This is a genomic window from Mesorhizobium sp. M2A.F.Ca.ET.042.01.1.1, assembly GCF_003997405.1.
Classification (GTDB): Bacteria; Pseudomonadota; Alphaproteobacteria; order Rhizobiales; family Rhizobiaceae; genus Mesorhizobium.
The window spans coordinates 1-4,594 of the sequence record NZ_RZRX01000362.1; the positions used below are offsets into that span (position 1 = coordinate 1).

Sequence of the window (4,594 nt, forward strand, 5' to 3'; positions counted from 1 at the left end):
GGCCAAACGGACGGCCGAAACCGTCTGTCAGGCGATCGGCGAGATCCTCAACCGCACGACACCCGCCGAGTGCTCAAACTACTTCGCCAATGCAGGATACGACCGGAAATGACTTCATCCCGCTCTAGCGCATCGGCCTGCGACGCGGCGCCGGCAAAAACCGCACCAATCGCCACATAGGCCTTCGGGTTGGCGACGGCGAGCGTGAAGCCGCCGAGAAAATCGGGCTTCGTCGCCGTGCTCCCGCGCTCGGCAAATGGCGGCGCGGTCGCTATTTTGGAGGCGAGATAAAGGATGTATGCGGCCGAGAGGATCGCCAGCACCGGCGCCACTCCCGGCACCGAGGTCAGTAGGCCGAAAATCCCGGCCGCCACCGCCAGAAGCACGGCGATCGTGCCGAGCACGACGCCCGCGGTGTAACCCAGCGAAGGACGCAGGCCGAAAGCCGCACCAACGGCGGTCACGCTGATCGTCGCCGGTCCTGGACTGCCCATAACGACCGTCGCGGCCACAACAAGCGCCAGCACTTGCTGCCAGGATGCATCGCCCAGACCACTGCCAGCCATGCCGAACCCTCCTCCTGCCACGATGCAACAGGATTTAGGAAGGGACCGTCATGGCCGTCTTGGATGATCGTGCGAGTATCGACTGTGCCAAGGCGTGTTGAGATTACGAGCTGGCCCGGTCCAGCGCCGCCACATCGTCGGCCGAAAGCGTGAGCGACGCGGCGCGGATCAGGCTGTCCATCTGGGCCGGCGTCGTGGCGCTGGCGATCGGCGCGGTGATGCCTGGACGCGCGATGATCCAGGCCAGCGCCACTTCCGCCTGCTTGGCCGAATGGCGTTCGGCCACGGCATCGAGCGCGGAAAGGATGCGCATGCCGCGCTCGTTGAGGTAGCCGGCCACACCCTCGCCGCGTGCGCTTTGCCCGAGATCGGCCTTGCTGCGGTATTTGCCGCTCAAAAATCCCTTGGCCAGGCTGAAATAGGTGATGACGCCGATATCCTCAGCCTTGCAGAGATCGAGCAGCGGTCCGTCGAGCGACGAGCGATCGTACAAATTGTATTCAGGCTGCAGCACCTCGTAACGCGGCAGGCTGCGCAGGCTGGCCACGTCGAGCGCGGCGCGCAGCTGGCCGCCATCGAGATTGGAGCAGCCCGGATAGCGGATCTTGCCTTTTTCGAGCAGGCGCTGATAGGCGCCGAGCGTCTCCTCATAAGGGGTGGCCGGGTCCGGCCAGTGCGACAGATAGAGGTCGATGACATCGACCTGCAGCCGCTTGAGCGATGCCTCGACCGCCTTTTCGATATAAGCGGCGGAGAGGTCGCGCTTACCCTGGCCCATGTCCGAGCCGACCTTGGTAATGATGACCACCTTGTCGCGGTTGCCGCGGCTCTTCATCCAATTGCCGATGATGGTTTCCGACTCGCCGCCCTTGTTGCCGGGAACCCAGCGCGAATAGGCATCGGCCGTATCGATGGCGTTCAGGCCCGCCCCGACGAACCGGTCGAGCAGATCGAAGGAGGTCTTCTCGTCGGCAGTCCAGCCGAAGACGTTGCCGCCCAGGACCAGCGGCGCGATGGAAAGGTCGGTGCGACCGAGACGGCGTTTCTGCAAGACTGATCTCCGTGATGCTGGAACGGGCCTGACGCCCAGGGATGGGATGCCGCTAAGCTAGGTCGTGGTCGGCCGAGGTCAAAGGCATGGTTTTGCTTTTTGATCGGACCAGAGCAATTCCAGCAAAAGTGCGTCGCGGTTTTGCGTCCGGAATTGCGTAAAACAAAAAGCCCTCACGAAGGCGAGACCTGGCGGCCCACCTCTTCCAGCCAGTGATCGCGGATGCCGAGCGCCTCGAGATGCTCGAGCGTGCTCAGCACATAATCCTCATTCCGGCCCGACTGGCCGACGGCGCCGCGAACGATCCTTGCCGCGTGATCGGCATCGAGCGCGCCGGCATATTGTTCATGCTGCCGGTCGACGATGTAGGCGACCGCCTCGACCGAAACGCCGCCATCCAGCCGGATGTCCAGTAGGCGTTCGAGATAGACGCTGGTCACCAGCTCTCGCTCGCGCAGGTAGGAAAGCACCTCGTCGCGCAGATTGCCGGGGACGCGGTAGGCGAGGCCGATGCAGGAGCCGCCCCGGTCGAGGCCGAGCACCAGACCCGGCCTTGCGCGCGTGCCGCGATGCACGAAGGAATAGACGCACAGCGAGCGGCGGTAGCCGTAAAGCCTGGCGCGGCGCGTCTCGACATGGGCGAATCCGGGCCGCCAGATCAGCGACCCATAGCCAAAAACCCAAAAATCGCCCATATCGCCAAGCCTGATCGCATTCGAGTGAACGACGCCGCACCGATAAGGTGCTTCTTCTGCCCCCGCTTGTTTGCGTGAAGCAAACGCCTGCACGCCGGGGTTAACGAGAGCCGCAGCATGACGTCAAGTGACGAGCGATCGCCCAAATCCCGCCGCCGGCTGCTTTGGCTCGCGGCGTTCGTCGTCGTGCTGTTCGCCATCTACAGCGGCGGCTGGTTCTATCTCGCCGAAAGGCTCAAGACCGAGGCCGACCAGGCGGTGGCGCGGCTAGGCAGCAAGGGCATCGCCGCCGGCTGCGCCAACCTTACCGTCAGCGGCTATCCGATGAGCTTCACGGTCTCCTGCGACAACATCGCCTATGAGGACGACGCCCGGAAAGTCGCTGCGTCTACCGGGAGCTTCAACGCCGTCGCTGGCATCACTGGTCTCTTGTCGCCGGTCGCCGATCTGCGCGGGCCGCTGCGCACGATCGCGCCCGGCATGCCGCCGCTCTGGATCGACTGGGACCAGCTGCACGCCAATGTCAAAGTGTGGTGGCCGCTGCCGCGCAGTGTCTCGCTGCAGGCCGAAGGCCTGAACGGTCAGACCGACCCGCAGGACGACACGGATCCGATGCAGCTGTTTAGCGCCGGCAAGGCGGCCGGGCAATTGCAGCCGGCCGGCCAGGACATCAACTATGTCGGCAGCTTCGGCGATCTGGAGATCAATGCGGACGCTATCGAGGGACGCGTACTGCCGGCGCTGGACGGCAGCGGCGATGTGACGCTGAAGAATGGCGTGGCGTTGATCGCGGCCCCGCCCAAAAGCCTGCGCGGCCAGTCGATCGACATTACCAAACTCGACCTGTCATCGGGAACCGCGCGCATCACCGTATCAGGACCGGTCTCCGTCGATGCGGAAGGGCTGGTCGACGGGGACCTGATGATCAAGCTCAAGGACCCGAAAGCGGTGGCGGCCATCCTCGCCGGTGCCGTTCCCGAGCATAAAAGCGAAATCGAGCAGGGTTTTGCCGCCTTGGCGATGCTCGGGAAGGAACCGTCGATGCCGCTGAAGATCGTCAAGGGTAAGGCTTCGCTCGGCTTCATTCCGCTCGGCAAGATCAAGCCGCTCGAGTAACACGACGATGGCGAAGCCGGTCAGACTGCTCAGCGTCGGCGCCTTCACCCTCGACACCATTCTCCGAGTCGAGACGCTGCCCGCGCATCAGGGCAAGTTCATCGCCAGCGACGGCGTCCAGATCGCTTCCGGCATGGCGACGAGCGCCGCCTGCGCCGCGCATCGCCTCGGCGCCGAGGTCTCGCTATGGGCAAGCGCGGGCGACGATCCGGTCGGCGACCAGCTGATCGCCGACATCAAGGCCGAAGGCATCGACTGCAGCCTTATCCGCCGGGTTCCCGGCGCGCGTTCGGCGCTGGCCGCGATCGTGGTCGATGCGCATGGCGAGCGCATCATCGTCCCCTTCTACGACAAGAAGGCGCAGGCCGATCCTGAAACGCTGCCGCTCGCCGACCTCTCCGGCTTCGACGCCGTTCTGGTCGATGTCCGCTGGCCGGGCGCCGCGGCGCTCGCCTTGAGCGCGGCCAGATCGATCGGCCGTCCGGCGATCCTGGATGCCGATACAGCACCCGTCGAGGTGCTGGAGCGGCTTCTGCCGTTGGCCTCGCATATCGTCGCGTCCGAGCCTGCGGCGCGCATCGTCTGCGGCCATGCGCTCGACCCGGAAAGCGCTTGCGCCGACCTCGCCTCGCGCACCGATGCCTTTGTCGCGGTGACCGGCGGCGCCGCTGGAACCTGGTGGCACGACCGGGCGACCGGACGCGTGCGCCATGTCGAGGCGCCGAAGGTCAAGGCGGTGGATACGCTCGCCGCCGGCGACGTTTTCCACGGCGCTTTTGCCGTCGGCCTCGCCGAGGCCATGCCGATGGAAGAGGCCCTGCGCTTCGCCAGCGCCGCAGCCGCGCTCAAATGCCTGCGCTTCGGCGGCAGGCTGGGCGCTCCGGACAGAGCCGAGACGCTCGCCATGATGGCAACGCACTGGCCGCCATCGGAACAAGGGTAGCACGCAATCGGCACCAACGCTGGGGATTGGCCGAAGCCGCTCAACCTCGTCATTCCAGGGCGGAGCAGCCGCGAAGCGGCGTCGCGTAGACCCTGGAATCCATTCCGTGATCTGAGCCGTGGAGTGCAACGGAGCAGAATTCTGCAGCGCGGCAGCGCTCGGAAGTCACGGAATGGATCCTCGGGTCTGGGCGCGTCGCTTCGCTCCTTGCTTCGCCCGTGGA

At 65.4% G+C, this 4,594-nt stretch carries 5 protein-coding genes; 2 read left to right on the forward strand and 3 right to left on the reverse strand.

Annotation, left to right across the window (positions count from 1 at the left end):
• Positions 1-47: 47 nt before the first annotated feature.
• The 3 genes from EOA23_RS31730 to EOA23_RS31740 all read right to left on the reverse strand — a co-directional run bounded on the left by EOA23_RS31730 (position 48) and on the right by EOA23_RS31740 (position 2,312).
• Positions 48-566, reverse strand: a complete 519-nt coding sequence (locus EOA23_RS31730) for a LysE family transporter (RefSeq protein ID WP_127306999.1) — start codon at positions 564-566, stop codon at positions 48-50.
• Between the two features lie 103 nt (positions 567-669).
• The gene (locus tag EOA23_RS31735; RefSeq protein WP_127307000.1) at positions 670-1,617 is read right to left on the reverse strand and encodes an aldo/keto reductase; all 948 of its coding nucleotides are present in this window, start codon (positions 1,615-1,617) and stop codon (positions 670-672) included.
• Positions 1,618-1,790: 173 nt separating this feature from the next.
• On the reverse strand, positions 1,791-2,312 hold the full coding sequence (locus tag EOA23_RS31740) for a gamma-glutamylcyclotransferase (protein ID WP_127307001.1): 522 nt from the start codon (positions 2,310-2,312) through the stop codon (positions 1,791-1,793).
• Positions 2,313-2,429: 117 nt separating this feature from the next.
• Between EOA23_RS31740 and EOA23_RS31745 the strand changes: the two genes are divergently transcribed.
• Both EOA23_RS31745 and EOA23_RS31750 read left to right on the forward strand, forming a co-directional pair.
• A complete protein-coding gene (locus EOA23_RS31745) occupies positions 2,430-3,428 on the forward strand; it encodes a DUF2125 domain-containing protein (RefSeq protein WP_126064189.1) in 999 nt (332 codons plus the stop codon).
• A 7-nt stretch (positions 3,429-3,435) separates the two neighbouring features.
• Positions 3,436-4,371 carry a sugar kinase gene (locus EOA23_RS31750; protein WP_127307002.1) on the forward strand — a complete coding sequence of 312 codons (936 nt, stop codon included), beginning with the start codon at positions 3,436-3,438 and terminating at the stop codon, positions 4,369-4,371.
• Positions 4,372-4,594 lie beyond the last annotated feature (223 nt).

Coding starts and splice junctions, on each gene's coding strand:
- EOA23_RS31750 (WP_127307002.1), top strand. CDS start 3,436: ATGGCGAAGCCGGTCAGACTGCTCAGCGTCGGCGCCTTCACCCTCGAC.
- EOA23_RS31745 (WP_126064189.1), top strand. CDS start 2,430: ATGACGTCAAGTGACGAGCGATCGCCCAAATCCCGCCGCCGGCTGCTT.
- EOA23_RS31740 (WP_127307001.1), bottom strand. CDS start 2,312: ATGGGCGATTTTTGGGTTTTTGGCTATGGGTCGCTGATCTGGCGGCCC.
- EOA23_RS31730 (WP_127306999.1), bottom strand. CDS start 566: ATGGCTGGCAGTGGTCTGGGCGATGCATCCTGGCAGCAAGTGCTGGCG.